Source organism: Maribacter algarum (ex Zhang et al. 2020) (assembly GCF_005885635.1).
In the GTDB taxonomy this organism is placed as follows: domain Bacteria; phylum Bacteroidota; class Bacteroidia; order Flavobacteriales; family Flavobacteriaceae; genus Maribacter_C; species Maribacter_C algarum.
Genome location: NZ_VATY01000003.1, coordinates 502,332 through 519,944 on the forward strand (window position 1 = coordinate 502,332; position 17,613 = coordinate 519,944).

Genomic DNA, 17,613 nt, shown 5'->3' on the forward strand with positions numbered 1-17,613 from the left:
CTATATACGGTAGAGATGATTAAATTGGATGCCCCAAGCTGAATTTTTTTTCGAACCTAACACAATTTATGAGCACACTACTAGAAAAAACGATCGTTGAGCTGCTTCAAGAACGCAACGAAAAAGCAATATCATTACTGTATGAAAATTATGGCGACACCCTATATGGTGTTGCTCACAAGGTGGTTCGAAACGATGAATTGGCTCAAGACGTTTTACAAGAAAGTTTTGTGAAAATCTGGAAAAAATCTGACTCCTACGACCCCTCGAAAGCAAAATTATTTACATGGCTCTTTCGAATTACAAGAAACACTGCTATTGATAAATTAAGAAGTGTAAACACAAAATCGGATAAGGAAATCCAAATGGATGTTTCTGACGTATATAATCTAGGTGTCGAAGGTATTCGGCCCGATTTAATTGACGTTCGCGAGAATCTTGAAAAAATAGAAGAAAAGTATCAAATTGTGCTTGATGCCTTATTTTTTCAGGGAATGACCCAACAAGAGGCTAGCGACGAGCTGGATATTCCACTTGGAACGATTAAGTCCCGATTAAAAATCGGCTTACGCGAGTTAAAAAAGATTTACAACCCAACTGCCATGTTAGCACTTTTAATGAGTGTTTTTATGTAAAGTATTCCCGTAAGGGACAAAACAAAACAAATGAAAGAAAAAATACGCATATTCCTAGATACCGATCTTCTTGAGAAGTATCTATTAGGTAATACTACAAATGAGGAATCATTTCAAGTAGAGCGATACATTGCAATGTACCCTGAAGTAGCAAAGGAATTTGATGAGCTCCAAGAGAATCTAGAGGCTTTTGCCAAGCTACATGCCGTAAAAACTCCTGAAGGACTAAAAGAAAAGATTCTTTTAAGAATTAGAGGCGAAAAAGCAGGAAGAAAGAGGTTCTTCCAATATGCTGTCGCAGCAAGTTTTACAGCATTCTTATGTGCTACAGCTGCATATTTCTTCTACAATCAGAATCAAAGTCTTCAACAAGAGAATGAAATGGTTACAAACCAGATTGAGCTTTTGAAAGAAGATATGAAGGCTGGTTTAGAAGATATGAGGAACCAATTCATTGTATTACAGAATAAGAATACCAAAAAATACAATGTAAGCGGTAATAGGAAAGCAAAAGAATTGAAAGCAGTGGCTTATGTTAACCCTGTCAAAAAACTTTCTTACATCAATGTTAGCAAGTTGCCAAATCTTCCCGAAGACCAATGTTTTCAGATGTGGGCTGAGGTAAATGGTGAAATGGTAAATCTAGGTGTCATCAAAGAAGCGCAAAGTCAAGATAACTTAATGGAACTTCCTTACGGGAAGGAGGCTGTAGGTTATATTACAATCGAACCTTTGGGTGGTAATGAAACACCTACCGTTGAAAATATTGTAGCAAATATAGCTTACTAGAAAGGATTAACAATGAAGTTCTAAAGCCCCGTTTTCGGGGCTTTATTTTTATACCTTTGTACTAGACGTAAATGTAATTTTCAATGGCCTATTACGTCTAAATTAATATCGAATTCAGAACGGATGAAACTTGTATTATTAACGATTGGATTATTAGCACTCGCTTTTGCGGGAATTGCCATAAAAATTTGGTCTAAGAAAGACGGAAAATTTGCAGGTACCTGCGCCAGTCAGAGTCCTTTTTTAAATCAAGATGGAGAAGCTTGTGGTATGTGTGGGAAACTGCCTAGCGAACAAGATTGTAGAAAAGATGCGGCTCCTGAACTGCAATAGTATTGAGCTTGCCATTTTATAGCAGTATTACTTTTGGATAAAATTGAGAACACTATTCAAGAAACCATTGCCAAAGCAAAAGCCGGAAGCCAAATCGCTTTTAGTAATTTGCTCGACACCTTCTGGAATGACGTCTACGGATTCCAACTAAAACGAACTGAAAATGAGAACGACGCTGAAGATATCACCGTTCAAACTTTCTCTAAAGCTTTTGATAAACTAAGTACCTACAACAGTGCGTATGAGTTTAAAACTTGGCTAATTACCATTTCGAAGAATATTCATATCGACCTAGTTCGTAAAAGAAAGCGGAGCGTTTTAGATTCTTGGGGAGGTAACGAAGCCGTAAAAAAAGTGCTTGACGACGCTCCAACAGCTGAGGACCGTCTTATTACAGAACAAAACCTTGCGACGCTTTTACAACATATCAAGCAATTAAAACCGCATTACCAAGAAGTTATAAATCTTCGCTTTTTTAATGAATTAAGCTATGCAGCGATCGCGACGGAGCTTAACGAACCTATTAATAATGTAAAGGTAAAACTGCTTCGAGCAAAGAAACTACTTGCTGAAGTGATCAATAAAAAAGCTTAGGCTTTTCTAAAATTCCAAATTCCAAAAAGAGAATACTTACTTAGAGTTGGAATTTGGGGTTTTCATATTGTGATTTTTATCTTCGTAAAGTTGACTTTTACCTCAAAAGCAGTGAAATCATTATGAGTTTTCCCATAATATAATCCTTGATTTAGTTCGTATATTTGTTTAAAATTTGACTATGAGTACTGATACTTTAAAGAGTGTTCTTCCTCCTAAAGGAAAACCGAAGTGGCTTCGCGTTAAACTGCCTACAGGTAAAAAGTACACGCAGCTAAGAGGATTAGTAGAAAAATACGATTTACATACCATTTGTACTTCGGGCAGTTGTCCTAATATGGGCGAATGCTGGGGTGAAGGAACGGCCACATTCATGATTTTAGGAAATGTCTGCACCCGCTCCTGTGGCTTTTGTGGTGTAAAAACTGGAAGACCCGAAGACGTAGATTGGGCAGAACCAGAAAAAGTAGCACGTTCCATCAAAATAATGGGCATTAAACATGCTGTTGTCACTTCTGTGGACCGAGACGATTTAAAGGATATGGGATCCATCATTTGGGCAGAAACCGTTAAGGCTATCCGAAGAATGAACCCCGAAACCACACTTGAGACGTTAATTCCTGACTTTCAGGGAATTGAAAGACATATCGACCGTATTATCGAAGTACAGCCTGAAGTAGTTTCCCATAACATGGAAACCGTAAAACGTTTAACACGTGAAGTCCGAATCCAAGCAAAATACGAGCGCAGCTTAGAAGTATTACGATACCTAGGTGAAGGTGTCAACCGAACAAAATCAGGTATTATGCTAGGTCTTGGTGAATTGGAAGAAGAAGTAATCGAAACCATGGAAGACCTGCGAAAAGCAAACGTAGATGTTGTTACCATTGGTCAATATCTACAACCTTCAAAAAAACATTTACCCGTCAAAGAATTCATACTACCAGAGCAATTTAAAAAATACGAGGAATTAGGCTTAAAAATGGGCTTCCGCCATGTAGAAAGCGGAGCACTAGTTCGCTCATCTTACAAGGCGCATAAGCATATTAACTAATAGATTTTTGTTAGTTATCTTCCCTGTTGAAATCAAATTTATTTATGAGCAAGACAACGATAGGCATAAATGGTTTCGGCAGAATTGGACGAACAGTTTTCCGATTGCTGAACGAGCATAAACACCTACAAGTGGTTGCTATCAATGATTTGGCGGATTCTAGAACAATGGCCCACCTTCTAAAGTATGATAGTATACACGGAGTTTCAAATCAAAAAATTGACTTTACGGATAATAGTATTGTTGTCAACGGAAATAGCATAGCGTTTCTCAATGAAAAATCCCTAGAAAATATCAATTGGGCAGCTCATAAGGTAGATATTGTTATTGAGTGTACTGGAAAGTTTAAAACTAAGGAAAAGCTTGGGTATCATCTTAAAAATGGAGCGAAAAAAGTGATTCTGTCTGTTCCACCGGCTGATGATGATATAAAAATGCTGATTCATGGTATTAACGAGGATATCATTGGCGAAGAAGATAATATCATATCTAATGCTTCCTGTACAACAAACAATGCAGCCCCTATGATAAAGGTCATTAATGACCTTTGTGGAATTGAACAAGCATATATCACAACCATACATTCCTATACAACCGACCAAAGCTTGCATGATCAACCCCATAGGGACCTGAGAAGAGCTAGAGCGGCATCACAGTCCATTGTACCAACAACCACTGGCGCAGCAAAGGCCTTAACAAAGATTTTTCCTGATTTAAGTGATGTAATAGGTGGTTGTGGTATTCGAGTTCCAGTTGCGAATGGATCTCTCACAGATATCACATTCAATGTTAAAAAACCTACAAGTATTCAGGAAATTAATGATACTTTTGAAAGAATTTCGAAGAACGAGCTCAAAAGCGTACTTTTTTACACCCAAGACCCAATTGTATCCGTAGATATAAACAATAGTTATTATTCTTGTACGTTTGATTCACAGATGACTTCGGTCATAGGTAAAATGGTCAAAATAATAGGATGGTACGATAATGAAACAGGCTATAGTAGCAGAATAATTGATTCAATCAATTTATTGGTTTCTAAAAAATACGTTTGAAATTTTTAGCATTACATATCAAAACACCCGCAATACTAGTTTTATTAGTATTTCTTGCCGTTGCACCCTTTCTTCAAGCTCAAATTGATAGTACTGCCACTGATAGTGTAAGTCTGTATTTTGAACAGGCCAGAACTCTCAAAAATCAAAATAAACTTGATCTTGCACTTTCATCATTGAAAAAGGCAGAGGAACTAGCTGAGCGAAAGGACGATAAAAAGCTTTTGATAGATAGCTATCAAAAACAAGCTATTCTATTTCTAGAATTAGACAAACAAGATGGTGCTGAAATTTTTTGGGACCGTTCTAAAGGGCTTTTGGAAGATATAGAATACCCGTACGGCGATGCCATATTCAAATACATAGAAGCTATAATGCTCTATAAAAGAAACAATAAGTTTCAAGCTATATTTATGCTTGATGAGGCAAAACAGCTCAATAATGACCGTAATTTTTTCAACAATATCCTCTTGCTTGAAGGAATTATATATGTCGATCTCGAAAAATATGATATCGCATCGAAAAATTTCAATTCTTTAATTGTAAATACGGATGTTTACGAAAAAGAGTACTTAGCGACTAGAGCACATCTAGGCATGTCTTTGTTGAATTTAAAGACCGAAAATTATGAGGAAGGCGCTATTAATGGTGAGAGCGCACTGCGAATAGCTTCAGAAAATAGCTTTGACAAAGAAGTTAAGGAAGCCAATGAGCTTCTAACACAGGTTTATGAAAGTATGGAGCGCTATGATTTATCTAGCAACAACTACAAAAACCTATTAGACCTTAGAGATTCTATATTCAATGCTGAAAAAATTAGAACCGAAGCCAAAACAGCAAACAAAATTCAGTTCGATTTCATGAGTGATACCATAGATAAACAGGACAAAGAAATCGAAGATTTAACTGATGAGACAAACAGATCTGAAATTATCGTGATTCTTGTTTCAGCATTTTTAATTATCATTTCACTTTTGGCAGTCTCTCTCTATCGAAATAATCAGATAAAATTAAAAACAAACGATTTACTTCAAACCAAGAATAGCGAGCTTCAAGGAGCAAGAGATGCGGCCGTAAGTGCCATGGAAGCTAAAACTAATTTCTTGTCTACCGTAAGTCATGAGCTTCGAACTCCGCTATATGCAGTAACTGGTCTAACACACTTATTACTGGAAGAAAACCCAAGTAAAAATCAACAAGAACATCTAAAGGCTCTCAAATTTTCAGGGGACTACCTGCTAAATTTCATCAATGATATTCTTCAAATCAACAAAATCGATGCTGACAAATTAGAGCCATTAAATATAGATTTCAATCTAAAAAGAACACTGCAGGAGGTTATCGATTCACTACAACAGAGCGCAAAGTCCAACAGGACAAAAATTACTCTGGATTATGATGAAAACATTCCAAGTCATTTGATGAGTGACCCCATTAAGCTTTCGCAGGTATTCATGAACTTGGTGGGTAATGCACTAAAATTTACCAAAGATGGGGAAGTAAAGGTTGTTGCCAAGCTTATGAAAAAAGAAGAGGAGGATGTGACTCTTTACTTCGAAGTAGCTGATACCGGTATTGGTATCTCCAAGGAAAAACAGGACAGCATATTTGAAGGCTTCGAACAAGGTTCCATTCAAATTAACAGAGAATATGGCGGAACTGGTTTAGGTCTTACCATTGTAAAAAGTCTTCTTGGTTTATTTGACAGTAAGATTCAACTTGAGAGTGAATTAGGAAAAGGAAGCTCCTTCTTTTTCGAACTTGAGCTTAAGAGCAAGGACAGCATTGTTGACGATATTCCCTTTGAAATCACACAACAAGATTTTGAATTCAAAGGCTTACACCTTCTAATTGTAGAGGATAACAAAATTAACCAGGTCATTACTAAAAAGATGTTATCTAAAAAAGAGATGACAAGTGATATCGCAAATAACGGAATTGAAGCTGTGGAAATGGCAGAAACAAATAGCTACGATGCTATTTTAATGGATATTCATATGCCTGGTATCAGCGGGGAAGAGGCAACCATTCGCATTCGAAAATTTGATATCAGCACACCTATTATTGCGCTTACCGCAATTTCTCTTGATGATAGTTTAGAGAGTTTTTATGCTGCAGGTTGTAATGACGTGGTAACAAAACCTTTCAAACCAGAAGTTTTCTATCAAAAAATTGGCGAGAATATTTTCAATAAAAGAGTTAAGAGTACTGGCTCATAAATTCTTCCAAGTCCGTTTTTAATTCATCCAGCCCCTGGTCAAAAAAGAGATGTTTTATTTCAATATAGTTACAAGTAACGTCATTTTTCAATCTTACAAAATCCTTCTCGGTTGTCAGAACATTTGGTTTTGACTTTATCATTTCAATTTCCTGTACATTAAAATTATGATGGTCTTTAAAGGACAAGTGTTCAAATAAAATTCCGTTTTCTTCTAGAAAGAAAGTTAATGGATTAGGATTAGCGATACCAGTCACTAATGTAATTTTCTTCCCCTTTAAATCATCAATATGTTTTAACTCCCTATTTCCTTGCAGATTCCTATCATAATCCAAATAACTGAACAATGTTTTTTGGTGTGGTTTTGGTCCTAACTTATGTTTGATTTTGATGTGTTCGGCATAAGTACTTTCAAGAGGATTTTTGGTCACTACCAAGATATCTGCTCGTCTTGCCTCCCTCCTGCTATCTCGAAGGTTTCCACTAGGCAAATACCAATCTGAAGTGTATAAGCTATCGAAAGCTGTCAGTAAAATCGAGAAGCCGGGTTTTACCTTTCGATGCTGAAAAGCATCATCCATAAGAATAACATCAGGTTTCACATCCTTCTCCAAAAGGGCTATTCCATTTTGACGATCTGCGTCCACTGCAACCTGAATATTTTTAAATTTCATATGTATTTGATAAGGCTCGTCGCCCAAATCATTCACCGTACTATCGGCATTCGCTAAAACAAATCCTCTAGATTTTCTTCTATAACCTCGACTTAACACTGCAACTTTGTACTTTTCCTGCAGCAAGGAAATGAGCAGTTCCACCATTGGTGTTTTTCCAGTTCCGCCTACATTCAAATTACCAATACAAATGATTGGTGTTTGATACGATTCTGATGGAAACAAACCCCAATCATAACACCGGTTTCGCAGATACACTACCAAGCCATATACTAAGGAAACAGGGAAAAGTACTTTTCTAAGGAGCCACATCTAAGCGAAAATATAATATTTTATCTTTACCATCTTAAAATTCACGAGAATGCTAGTAAAAGAAGTTACCGATATACTTGAAGAATTAGCACCTTTAGCCTACGCGGAGGATTTTGATAATGTGGGACTTCTAGTTGGTGACACCAACATTGAAGTTTCAGGAATTCTGGTAACTTTAGATACTCTGGAAAATGTTGTAGATGAGGCAATTGAAAACAATTGTAATCTTATCGTTAGCTTCCACCCTATCATTTTTAGCGGACTCAAAAAGATAACCGGAAAGACCTATGTGGAAAGAGTTGTCATAAAAGCAATAAAAAATAACATTACCATCTATAGTATGCATACGGCCCTCGATAATAGTAAAGATGGAGTCAATGCAAAAATTTGTGAAGTACTAGGGATTGAAAATCCAGAAATATTGATTCCACAAAAACGGACTATTAAAAAATTAACTACATACGTTCCGGAGGCAGATGCTGAAATTTTGAAAAATGCACTTTTCGAAGCTGGGGCGGGAAACATTGGAAATTACAGCCATTGTAGTTTTGTCAATGAAGGCACCGGAAGTTTTCAAGCTGAAACAGATGCTAATCCCGTTAAGGGAAATATTGGTGAAATTCACTTCGAAAAAGAGACGCAAATTCATGTGACCTATCAAAAATCACAGGAAGGGAAAGTGTTGAACGCCTTGTTTAAAAATCATCCGTATGACGAGGTAGCTTTCGAGGTTTATTCCCTAGAAAACACCAATCAACATATCGGCATGGGAATGATTGGAACCTTAAAAAATCCGATGGAAGAAATGCCTTTTCTGAACCATGTAAAGAAAACCATGCATGCTTCTGGTATTCGACACTCCAATCTAATAGGGAAATCGGTTCAAAAAATCGCTGTTTTAGGGGGTAGTGGTGCTTTTGCTATTTCGGCCGCAAAGGCAGCGGGAGCTGATGTTTTTATAACTGCTGACATAAAGTACCATCAATTTTACGAAGCGGAAGACCAGATTGTTATTGCAGATATCGGACACTATGAAACTGAGCAGTTTACAAAAAACCTTTTAGTTGATTATCTTACGAAAAAAATTCCTAATTTTGCAGTCCGGTTAGCGGAAAGTAAAACCAATCCAATCAAGTATTTATAGATATGGCAAAAAAAGCAGAAGCAACTGTAGAAGACAAGTTAAGAGCGTTGTACGATTTGCAATTAATCGACTCTAGAGTTGATGAAATTCGCAACGTTCGCGGTGAACTTCCTTTAGAAGTTGAAGATCTTGAAGATGATGTATTGGGTCTTAAGACTAGAATGGATAAGTTAAAGACTGATGTTGAGACTATCAACTTTGAAATTACAGCTAAGAAGAATTTAATCGATGAGTCAAAAGCATTGATTAAAAAGTATACTGAACAACAAAAGAATGTTCGCAATAGTCGTGAATTCAATTCCATTACTAAGGAATTGGAATTTCAAGAATTAGAAATTCAATTGGCAGAAAAGAACATTAAAGAATTCAAAGCTCAAATAGAACAAAAGAAAGTGGTTATTGCCGAAACCAAAGAGCGTTTGGGCGAAAGAGAAACACATTTGAAGCACAAGAAGAGTGAATTAAATGCGATTTTAGCTGAAACTGAAAAGGAAGAAAAAGCACTTTTAGGAAAATCTGAAAAGTTTCAAAAGGACATAGAAGAGCGTTTAGTGAAAGCTTATATACGAATTCGAAAGAACGTGAAGAACGGTTTAGCAGTTGTACCTATCGAAAGGGGAGCTTCAGGTGGTTCTTTCTTTACCATTCCTCCTCAGGTTCAGGTAGAAATTGCTTCTAGAAAGAAAATTATTACTGACGAGCATAGTGGTAGAATATTAGTTGACCCAGTTTTAGCTGAAGAGGAGCAGGAGAAAATGCAAAAGATGTTTGCTAAATTGTAAAGCTAATTGACCTTGAAAAACTCATAGCCATTCGTTTTCAAGCGAATGGCTTTTTTTATTTAATTTTATAACAACACTTAAAAAGTTTCATGCGAGTTATAGCACCTTTTCTGGTTTTATTGTTTTTTATGTCCTCATCAAAGGTATTGTCGCAGGATTTGGATAGCTATCAATGGAAAAATCGTGTTATTCTTCTAAAAGACACAGATCTAAATTCTGATTGGTTACAAGCACAGCTCAAACGGCTAAAATCAAATGCTCAACAACTGCTCGAAAGGGAAGTAGTCTTGTTTTTAGTTAATAATAAAGGAGTATATGATGGAATGCTTACAAAGACAGAGCTGCAAGCCGATTCGATAATAACCAAATACGGACTCTCGGACTTTGAAGGCTTAGTACTTATCGGGAAAGATGGTACAACTAAATTAAAAGAGGAATTTATAGTACATACTTCAGAGATTATTGAATTGATAGATAGTATGCCCATGCGCAAGACTGAAATGAGCGACACAAGGAAAATAGATTAGAGCAGGCTTAATATTGTATCTTCTATCTCCTTACTATCCCATTTCGACTCAATTTCCGGTATTTCCATTACTTTTTGCATAATAGCTTCCTGAGCATCTCCTAAGGCAAGTGCTTCTGAATACGGCTGATCGGAAAAAGTAACACGAGAATAGGCGGGAATCCATTTTTCGGGGTGCCTAGCTGCGAAAAGTTTTTCAATCTTCTTCTGCAATAGAAATTTAGGGTCCGCTGTTTTACTGCTCATCTCTAAAAAATTGCGATAACTCAATTCTGCAATTGCATCTGCATTTGGTTTTCGCTCCTTTTGATATTCTTGAAAAATAGCTTCCCAATCATCTCCATGCTTTTCGATAATTTGATTTAGCACATTAATATCTTCAAAGCCCGCATTCATACCTTGTCCGTAAAAAGGAACTACAGCGTGTGCCGAATCACCTACCAAGGCAACCTTGTCCCAATACGTCCACGGGTAGCATTTCATGGTTACCATGGCGCTTGTTGGATTTTTGAAAAAATCCAACAACAAATCATCCATAACTTGCATTACATTAGGAAAATAAGTTAAAAAGAAAGATTTCGCCTGTTCTTTGGTTTTTAGGATTTCAAAGGAAACTTCTCCTTCAAAAGGCATAAAAAGTGTACAAGTAAAACTACCATCTAAATTGGGCATGGCAATCAACATGAATTTGCCTCGAGGCCAAATATGAAATGAGTTTTTATCAAGTTTATGTGTGCCATCTGTATTAGCAGGAATGGTCAGCTCTTTGTATCCTACATCGATAAAATCTTGTGAATAGTCAAAGCGACTGCGCCTTTGCATCTTATGACGTACTCTTGAAAAGGCGCCATCGCACCCAAAGACAAGATTGAATTGATATTCTTCCCAATGCCCTTTTTCAGTATCACCAGTGTATAGTTTAGCCTCTGGTAGGTCAACATCCCAAACTTTTTCCTCAAACTTGAAAATCACCCCAGCATTTTCAGCCAAATCAATCATTTTTCGATTTAAAACCCCTCTGGATATTGACCAAATAGCCTCTCCTTCTTTACCGTATTTTTGATAATACTCAGTTTGACCAACAAGATGCATTGCCCTTTTATCTAAAGGAATGGCAATCTTTTTAATTTCAGTTTCAAGCCCAACCTCTCGCAGTGATTTCCAACCTCTATTGCTCATGGCAAGATTGATTGAACGACCCGAAAATTCAATATTACGAATGTCTGGACGACGATCAAAAACAGTTATGGAGTGACCATGTCTTTTGAGGTATATTGCTAATAAAGAACCTACTAACCCAGATCCTATGATGGCAATGTTTTTAGAAGTTTGCGACATATATCTATTCGTAGTTTGTGGAATAGAATTTAAAGTTAATAAAAATAGGTTTCTCTTGTAAGGAACTGTCCTTAAATAGGTCTAACATAACAGAAAAGTATTTTTGGCTAGAATTTATTACAATTTTAACGCTCTAACATCATCCAATAGCAGCTTTAATATCGTAAATAGATAAACATTCCGCGAGAGCGTCTATATATATCCAAAAAAGTCCTTCACATTAGGTTTGTGAAGGACTTTTCTTTTGCTATTACTTTAATATTCAAGCCATTAGAACTTCCGATGCGCATTGCTTCATGGCAGTTTTTCTACACTTTACCGAGATGTTAAAAAAATTTCCCTTTTTCCTACGTCTTACAATTCTTACACATGGTCGAATTCTCTGTCAGTTACCCTAAATATTGAGGTTTTAAACTATTTAATAAGCAATATAGAGTGTCTTATGCCGTTCTTTGACCAAGTAAATTTAACCTATTTAACATTTTCAAGAAATCAACACAACTGCAATGCAATGGCAAATACTATAATTTTTACTCCGCAGTAAGATTTTATTTTCTCTATTCATTGTTATGTAAGGTTACAAAAGGTATGCTTATGTGCAATATTACTTCTAAGACAAAATACCTGAAATCAATTCTTTATGTGGGAACTATGCTACTATCATTTGCGGCATTCGCTCAACTAGAGACTCCCTTTACTCCAAGATATTCTGAAGCAATCAATGGTGATATGACTATGATTGCCAATAACGTCACCTCAGCACATCCCACAAATTCATATATAGGAGGTGAAAACAATCAAGATAACCTAAGGGTTTTTGTTGATATCGATTCTGATCCAAGTACTTTTAACTCTAGCAGTGCCAATTTTGCAAACCCATCCCCTTCTAGCCCATGTCTTACGATAAACAAGGCATATCTCTATTGGTCAGCTGCCGACAAAGAGTACGGTATCGATAATGGGAATATTACTGGTGATGGAAATCCTGAACCTGTATGGGACTACAGAGACATCATGTTGATGCTTCCAGGAGAATCAACTTATACTACAATTACCGCAGATGATGTCATGTACCAAGGACGGCCTGACCACTACCAAAATGACGGTTATGCAGCTGTAAAAGATATTACCGATGTGGTAAATGCACTCGCTAATCCTTTTGGCACATATCAGGTAGCAAACTTAAAAGCGACAGAAGGGTCACTATACTCGCACAACAACAATAACGCAGGCGTTACCGGTGGATGGCAAATCATTTTCGTATATGAAAGTCCAGACTTAGTCAAACGTAATGTTACTCTATTTGATGGCTTTGCCATTGTGCATACTGCTGGAGGATTTAATAATTATGATGTCAATTTTAATGGATTTCAAACGGTCCCAAATGGAAAAGTAAATGCAAATATTTTATTTGGTTCTATTGATGGTGATCGAAGTCTTTTTGATGATCAATTGCGAATTGAAGATACCGACGGAGTTTTTCAAGGGATTTCGACCAGTGTTAGAGATGAAAATAACTTCTTTAGAAGTAGTATTACAGTTGATGGGAATGACTTTTTAAATCGAAATCCTGCAAGTACGAATACGCTTGGTTTTGATGCAGGTCATTTTGAGTTAAAAAACAATGGTAACAAGCTCATAGATAACAATCAGACCTCAACTACTATAAAAATGACTTCTAGCGGTGATTTATATTCCTTGTACTTAATGGGGATTAGCGTTGAAGTCTTTGAACCAAGCTTAGGAGCCTTAAGTTTTACGACTAATGTAATCGGGTCCAACTTTGATCCGGGTGACAATGCTCCCGTAGAAATTCGTATAAAAAACGTCGGAAACGATAATATTCAAAATCTAGAGATTGCACTTACACTTCCTCCACAGGTAGAATTTCTCAATACAGAACCGTTACCGCCAGGTGTTACCTATAACTTTGACAATGCAACAAGAGAATTACGTTTTTTCGTAGAAGATGGCTATACCGATACCGATGACCCAGAATATGAACTAGATTTTAATCTTTTCATCAACAATGAGTGCGTTACTTGTAGTGCTGCAATAGGTCTACAAGCCCTGGCAACTTTTACGGGTGAAACAAACCCTAATACTGTCGGAACCTTAAGTTCTGGTACGGTTGATATATGCGGTATAGGGAACCATGACCCTACTTTTCTTTACGTAACACCAGTACTATCTATAGGTGATGGTTCAGCAACAGAAGGAGATAATATAGTTTTTAATATTTCATCTTCACACTTACTTGCGGAGGATGCTATTTTAAACCTAGCATATACCAATATTACCGCCTCAGCGAGTGATTATGCACTTGCAAATACGTTCACCGTTCCTACGGGAACCGGAAATACTTCCTTTGATATTCCCGCCTTAGATGATAGTATTATAGAAGTTACTGAAACATTCGACATAACTGCCTCTTCCATAGCAAATATTACTCTCTTGGATGATACAGCTAGAGGCTCAATTCTAGATAATGACCTTGTTACTGGTAACGGAATAGCTTTTACGAACACCAATGTAGTAGTTAACGAGGGAACCGACGCCTTTGCGGTGTATACCGTGACACTTACCGGTGCTATCTCTGAAAACGTGACCGTGGATTACACCACCAATGAAGGTACTGCCCTTAATCCAGGTGACTTTACAACCACTTCAGGTACATTGACCTTTACACCAACAGTAGGTTCTTTCGATATTCAAGTGCCCATTACTGATGACTCAATAATCGAGAATACCGAAAACTTTACCGTTGTACTTTCGAACATTGTTTCAAATCTGGGAATCAGTTTCGTGGATGGAAATACCACCAACACGGCCAACGGCACCATCAACGATGACGATGCCAACCCTGGCGATGGAATAGCTTTTACGAACACCAATGTAGTAGTTACCGAGGGAACCGACGCCTTTGCGGTGTATACCGTGACCCTTACCGGGGCCATCTCCGAAAACGTGACCGTGGATTACGCGACCAATGAAGGTACCGCCCTTAATCCAGAGGACTTTGTGACTACAACCGGTACACTTACATTTACACCAACAGTAGGTTCTTTGGACATACAAGTGCCCATTACCGACGACAATATCATCGAGGTTAGTGAAAACTTTACCGTTGTACTTTCAAATGTACAGTCCAATCTTGGATTGGGTATCGTTGGTCCCGATACGGCCAATACTACCATTAACGATGACGATGCCAACCCTGGCGATGGAATAGCATTTACCAATACGAACGTAGTAGTTACCGAGGGAACCGACGCCTTTGCGGTGTATACCGTGACCCTTACCGGAGCCATCTCCGAAAACGTGACCGTGGATTACACCACCAATGAGGGCACCGCCCTTAATCCAGGGGACTTTGTGACTACAACCGGTACACTTACGTTTACGCCAACAGTAGGTTCTTTGGACATTCAGGTGCCCATTACCGACGACAATATCATCGAGGTTAGTGAAAACTTTACCGTTGTACTTTCAAATGTACAGTCCAATCTTGGATTGGGTATCGTTGGTCCCGATACGGCCAATACTACCATTAACGATGACGATGCCAACCCTGGCGATGGAATAGCATTTACCAATACGAACGTAGTAGTTACCGAGGGAACCGACGCCTTTGCGGTGTATACCGTGACCCTTACCGGGGCCATCTCCGAAAACGTGACCGTCGATTACACCACCAATGAGGGTACCGCCCTTAATCCAGGGGACTTCACAACAACTTCGGGGACATTGACCTTTACACCTACGGTTAATTCTTTGGATATTCAGGTGCCCATTACCGATGATGCCGTAATCGAGGTACAGGAAGACTTTTCAATAACACTTTCCAACATACAATCGAACCTGGGAATCGGATTCGTGGATGGAAATACCACCAACACCGCCAACGGCACCATCAACGATGACGATGCCAACCCTGGTGACGGAATAGCTTTTACGAACACCAATGTAGTAGTTACCGAGGGAACCGACGCCTTTGCGGTGTATACCGTGACCCTTACCGGGGCCATCTCCGAAAACGTGACCGTGGATTACACCACCAATGAAGGTACCGCCATTAATCCAGGGGACTTTGTGACTACAACCGGTACACTTACATTTACACCAACTGTGGGTTCTTTGGATATTCAGGTGCCCATTACCGATGATGCCGTAATCGAGGTTAGTGAAAACTTTACCGTTGTACTTTCAAATGTACAGTCCAATCTTGGATTGGGTATCGTTGGTCCCGATACGGCCAATACTACCATTAACGATGACGATGCCAACCCTGGCGATGGAATAGCATTTACCAATACGAACGTAGTAGTTACCGAGGGAACCGACGCCTTTGCGGTGTATACCGTGACCCTTACCGGGGCCATCTCCGAAAACGTGACCGTGGATTACACTACCAATGAAGGTACCGCCCTTAATCCAGGGGACTTTACAACGACTTCCGGTACACTTACATTTACTCCAACAGTAGGTTCTTTGGACATACAAGTGCCCATTACCGACGACAATATCATCGAAGTGCAGGAGAATTTCTCCGTAACACTTTCCAACATCCAATCGAACCTGGGAATCGGATTCGTGGATGGAAATACCACCAACACCGCCAACGGCACCATCAACGATGACGATGCCAACCCTGGCGATGGAATAGCTTTTACGAACACCAATGTAGTAGTTACCGAGGGAACCGACGCCTTTGCGGTGTATACCGTGACCCTTACCGGGGCCATCTCCGAAAACGTGACCGTGGATTACACCACCAATGAGGGTACCGCCCTTAATCCAGGGGACTTTGTGACTACAACCGGTACACTTACATTTACTCCAACAGTAGGTTCTTTGGATATTCAGGTGCCCATTACCGACGATAATATCATCGAGGTTAGTGAAAACTTTACTGTTGTACTTTCAAATGTACAGTCCAATCTTGGATTGGGTATCGTTGGTCCCGATACGGCCAATACTACCATCAACGATGACGATGCCAACCCTGGCGATGGAATAGCTTTTACGAACACCAATGTAGTAGTTACCGAGGGAACCGACGCCTTTGCGGTGTATACCGTGACCCTTACCGGGGCCATCTCCGAAAACGTGACCGTGGATTACACCACCAATGAGGGTACCGCCCTTAATCCAGGGGACTTTACAACGACTTCGGGGACATTGACCTTTACACCTACGGTTAATTCTTTGGATATTCAGGTGCCCATTACCGATGACATGGCAAGTGAGCCTACAGAAGGGTTTGGACTTATTCTATCCAACATTCAATCAAATCTAGGAATAGGTTTTGTAGATGGCAATACAACAAACGCTGCAAACGGAACGATCAACGATGATGATATGGCCGAAATTATGGTCGAACCTTACATTGAAGAACATACCATAATGTGCGGAGAAGCTTTACCAGAGGTGCCAACCTTAGTATTTACTGGAGGTTGTGGTAATTATACTGTAGATTTTACCGAAGTTGAAGAATTTACGGTGGGAATCGATGATTATATGGTTGTACGCACATGGAATGTTACAGATTCTTGTGGCAATACTGCTTCTTTTCAGCAAATAATCTTTGTAATGCAGCTAGAAAGAGAAACAATTACAATCGATATTTGTACAGGCGATGACGCAATAGATTTGTTGAATTCTTTGCCAACTAACTTTGATAGGACTGGAAATTTCATAGTTAATCAAGGTGATGTTATCCTAAATGGAAGCCTTTTTGAACCTATGAATCTTGAACTGGGAGAATATCTTATTTCCTACGAGTCTACCGATACTTCTTGTAAATTCTATGCGGACTATATAATAAATGTAAATGCAGATTGTTTACCATGTGATATAAATGATTTAGTTGTATCAAAAACTATAACTGTAAATGGTGATGGCATAAATGACTATTTCGAAATCACTGGTCTTGAAGATTGTGGTTATACCTATCAGGTTATGGTATTTAATAGATGGGGAACGAAGGTCTTTGAATCTAATGATTACAGTAATGATTGGGGCGGGTATGCGCCAACTGGGTCCTTTGGCGGTTCGGGTATTCTTCCGACAGGCACCTACTATTATATGATTTCCTTATCTGATCCAGAAATACAACCTGTAAATGGGTACATCTATATTGGATCCGATAAGTAAAAT

At 38.5% G+C, this 17,613-nt stretch carries 13 protein-coding genes; 11 read left to right on the forward strand and 2 right to left on the reverse strand.

Annotated elements, in window-relative coordinates:
* Positions 1-68 precede the first annotated feature (68 nt).
* The 7 genes from FEE95_RS15880 (at position 69) to FEE95_RS15910 (ending at position 6,679) form a co-directional block, all read left to right on the forward strand.
* On the forward strand, positions 69-635 hold the full coding sequence (locus tag FEE95_RS15880; RefSeq protein WP_138658973.1) for an RNA polymerase sigma factor: 567 nt from the start codon (positions 69-71) through the stop codon (positions 633-635).
* 30 nt (positions 636-665) lie between these two features.
* Positions 666-1,424 carry an anti-sigma factor gene (locus tag FEE95_RS15885; protein WP_138658974.1) on the forward strand — a complete coding sequence of 253 codons (759 nt, stop codon included), beginning with the start codon at positions 666-668 and terminating at the stop codon, positions 1,422-1,424.
* Positions 1,425-1,547: 123 nt separating this feature from the next.
* Entirely contained in the window at positions 1,548-1,757 is a 210-nt protein-coding gene (locus FEE95_RS15890) for a membrane or secreted protein (protein ID WP_138658975.1), read from the forward strand.
* Positions 1,758-1,790: 33 nt separating this feature from the next.
* Positions 1,791-2,351, forward strand: coding sequence for an RNA polymerase sigma factor (locus FEE95_RS15895; RefSeq protein WP_138658976.1), 561 nt, complete (start codon positions 1,791-1,793; stop codon positions 2,349-2,351).
* Between the two features lie 181 nt (positions 2,352-2,532).
* Positions 2,533-3,405, forward strand: coding sequence for a lipoyl synthase (gene lipA / locus FEE95_RS15900; protein WP_138658977.1), 873 nt, complete (start codon positions 2,533-2,535; stop codon positions 3,403-3,405).
* Positions 3,406-3,449: 44 nt separating this feature from the next.
* Positions 3,450-4,460 (forward strand): type I glyceraldehyde-3-phosphate dehydrogenase, encoded by a 1,011-nt coding sequence (gap, locus tag FEE95_RS15905; protein WP_138658978.1) that lies wholly within the window; start codon positions 3,450-3,452, stop codon positions 4,458-4,460.
* Entirely contained in the window at positions 4,457-6,679 is a 2,223-nt protein-coding gene (locus FEE95_RS15910; RefSeq protein ID WP_238474599.1) for a tetratricopeptide repeat-containing hybrid sensor histidine kinase/response regulator, read from the forward strand. Before gap ends, FEE95_RS15910 begins: the two co-directional genes overlap by 4 nt.
* Here FEE95_RS15910 and lpxK read toward each other — a convergent pair.
* Positions 6,660-7,664: a tetraacyldisaccharide 4'-kinase gene (gene lpxK, locus FEE95_RS15915; protein WP_138658979.1), complete on the reverse strand. Its 1,005-nt coding sequence runs from the start codon at positions 7,662-7,664 to the stop codon at positions 6,660-6,662. The genes FEE95_RS15910 and lpxK overlap by 20 nt on opposite strands.
* A 49-nt stretch (positions 7,665-7,713) precedes the next feature.
* Between lpxK and FEE95_RS15920 the strand changes: the two genes are divergently transcribed.
* The 3 genes from FEE95_RS15920 (at position 7,714) to FEE95_RS15930 (ending at position 10,117) form a co-directional block, all read left to right on the forward strand.
* Positions 7,714-8,808, forward strand: coding sequence for a Nif3-like dinuclear metal center hexameric protein (locus FEE95_RS15920; protein WP_138658980.1), 1,095 nt, complete (start codon positions 7,714-7,716; stop codon positions 8,806-8,808).
* 2 nt (positions 8,809-8,810) lie between these two features.
* The gene (locus FEE95_RS15925) at positions 8,811-9,590 is read left to right on the forward strand and encodes a zinc ribbon domain-containing protein (RefSeq protein ID WP_138658981.1); all 780 of its coding nucleotides are present in this window, start codon (positions 8,811-8,813) and stop codon (positions 9,588-9,590) included.
* A gap of 89 nt (positions 9,591-9,679) precedes the next feature.
* The gene (locus FEE95_RS15930) at positions 9,680-10,117 is read left to right on the forward strand and encodes a DUF4174 domain-containing protein (RefSeq protein WP_138658982.1); all 438 of its coding nucleotides are present in this window, start codon (positions 9,680-9,682) and stop codon (positions 10,115-10,117) included.
* Here FEE95_RS15930 and FEE95_RS15935 read toward each other — a convergent pair.
* Positions 10,114-11,454: an FAD-dependent oxidoreductase gene (locus tag FEE95_RS15935; RefSeq protein WP_138658983.1), complete on the reverse strand. Its 1,341-nt coding sequence runs from the start codon at positions 11,452-11,454 to the stop codon at positions 10,114-10,116. The two genes, FEE95_RS15930 and FEE95_RS15935, sit on opposite strands and share 4 nt — an antisense overlap.
* A gap of 594 nt (positions 11,455-12,048) precedes the next feature.
* On the opposite strand from FEE95_RS15935, the gene FEE95_RS15940 reads away from it, so the two are divergent.
* Positions 12,049-17,610 (forward strand): Calx-beta domain-containing protein, encoded by a 5,562-nt coding sequence (locus tag FEE95_RS15940; protein ID WP_171037066.1) that lies wholly within the window; start codon positions 12,049-12,051, stop codon positions 17,608-17,610.
* Positions 17,611-17,613: the final 3 nt, after the last annotated feature.